The 2142-nt window shown below is 68.2% G+C and carries 2 protein-coding genes; one reads left to right on the top strand and one right to left on the bottom strand.

Features of this window, described 5'->3' with window-relative positions; genetic code table 11:
• The coding region (locus AB0M20_RS39775; RefSeq protein WP_364306275.1) for a glycoside hydrolase family 3 N-terminal domain-containing protein at positions 1-667 on the bottom strand (667 nt) is incomplete at its 3' end.
• Between the two features lie 267 nt (positions 668-934).
• Here AB0M20_RS39775 and AB0M20_RS39770 point away from each other — a divergent pair.
• A partial coding sequence (locus tag AB0M20_RS39770) for an extracellular solute-binding protein (protein WP_364306273.1) occupies positions 935-2142 on the top strand: 1208 nt, incomplete at its 3' end.

Below are 2142 nucleotides of genomic sequence, written 5' to 3'. Positions count from 1 at the left end.
GGCCCATCGGCACCGGGCCGTGGTTGCGGGCGGCGCGCGCGGCGGAGTATCCGGCGAAGTGCTTGAGCGTGGCGATGACCCCGGCGCTCTGCAGGCCGCGCACGTACGCCGCGCCCAGCGTCCCCACCAGGTGCGGGTCCTCGCCGATCGTCTCCTCGACCCGGCCCCAGCGGTAGTCGCGCACCACGTCCAGCACGGGCGACAGCCCCTGGTGAATGCCCAGCGTGGCCATGTCCCGCCCGATCGCCGCGGCCATCCGCTCGACCAGCTCGGGGTCGAAGGTGGCGCCCCACGCGATCGCCGCCGGGTAGACCGTCGCCCCGTACGCCGTGAACCCGGTCAGGCACTCCTCGTGGACCAGGGCCGGCACGCCGAGGCGGGACGACTCGACCACGATCCGCTGCTGCCGGACCAGCTCGGCGGCGCCCTCGGCGGGCGTGACCGGCGTGCTCCCGTACACCCGGGTGAGGTGGCCGAGCCCGTGCCGGCTCGCCTCGTCGAGCGGGACCGTTTCGGAGGTGGCGAAGACGTCCTGCATCGGGGCGACCTTGATCTCGGCCTTGATCTCGGCCTTGATGGTCTCGGCCTCCGGCTCCTCGGCCTCGCCCCGCACGTCGTTGCCGAGCCAGCGGCTGCCGAGCTGAGCCACCTTCTCGTCGAGTGTCATGGCGGCGAGCAGGGCGTCGGCGCGGGCCTCGGCGGAGAGCGAGACGTCCTGCCAGGGGCGGTTCGGCACGATGCAACTCCTCGGTGCATGCCGCCGAAAGTTTCGGAGGCAGTATCGGCAATGCCGCTTACTGTGAACCGGCAAGGAAGCCCACTTCAAGTCCTTGACAGCTGAATTCCGAAATCCTACGTTAACGAAATCCTCTCGTTAAGTTGCGGTCGCCGATCGAAAGTTGCGCTGGCGACCTGGGCCCATATGGAGACAATCGTGGATTCGAGGCTGTCCCGCCGCTCACTGCTCACCATCGCCGCAGGCACGTCGGCCGGGGCCGCGCTCGCGGCCTGCGGCAGCTCCGGGCCGGGCACGTCGTCCGGTGGCGGTAGCGCCGCCGGCGCCGGTGCCGCCAGTTACTGGTTCCTCACCGGCCAGCCGGGCGAGGGCATCCGCGCCAACTCGGTCGCGGAGTTCAACAAGGCCAACCCGAACAACAAGATCACCGAGACGCGGTTCCAGAACGACGCGTACAAGACCAAGATCAAGACGGCGATCGGCGCCGGTCAGGCGCCCACCCTCATCTGGGGCTGGGGCGGCGGCGGCCTGAAGAGCTATGTGGACGCCGGCCAGGTCGAGGACCTGACCGACTTCTTCAGCCAGAACGCGGCGGTCAAGGACCGGCTGTTCCCGTCCTCGTTCGGAGCGGCGACGATCAACGACAAGATCTACGCAATGCCCTGCGAGACGGTGCAGCCGATCGTCCTGTACTGGAACAAGAAGGTCTTCGACCAGGTCGGCGCGCAGCCGCCGCAGTCGTGGGCGGACATCATGGCCCTGGTGCCGAAGTTCAACGCCAAGGGCATCGCGCCGTTCTCCCTCGGCGGTCAGTCCCGGTGGACCAACATGATGTGGCTGGAGTTCCTCTTCGACCGGATCGGTGGCAACGAGGTGTTCGACGCCATCTTCGCCGGCGAGAAGGACTCGTGGAGCAACCCGGCGGCGATCGACGCGCTCACCAAGGTGCAGGAGCTGGTCAACGCCAAGGGCTTCATCAAGGGCTTCTCGTCGATCACCGCGGACTCCAACGCCGACCAGGCGCTGCTCTACACCGGCAAGGCCGCGATGATGCTGCACGGCGGCTGGACCTACGGCAGCATGAAGAACGACGGCGGCGACTTCGTCAAGGGTGGCAACCTGGGCTGGATGAACTTCCCGCCGGTCGAGGGCGGCAAGGGCGACCCGAGCGACACCGTGGGCAACCCCGGCCAGTACCTGTCGATCTCCTCGAAGGCGACGCCGGAGCAGAAGGAGACGGCCAAGCTCTACTTCCAGAAGGGCGTGCTCGCCGAGGGCGAGACCAAGGCGTGGATCGACTCGGGCTCCGTGCCGATCGTGAAGGGCACCGAGGCCACGATCGCGGCCTCGCCGGACGCCGAGTTCCTCAAGTTCGTCTACGACACCTCCAGCAAGGCGAAGGTCTT

It is taken from the genome of Actinoplanes sp. NPDC051633, from assembly GCF_040681735.1.
In the GTDB taxonomy this organism is placed as follows: Bacteria; Actinomycetota; Actinomycetes; order Mycobacteriales; family Micromonosporaceae; genus Actinoplanes.
Note: the sequence above shows the minus strand (reverse complement) of the source record. Positions and strands in the feature narration are given on the sequence as shown.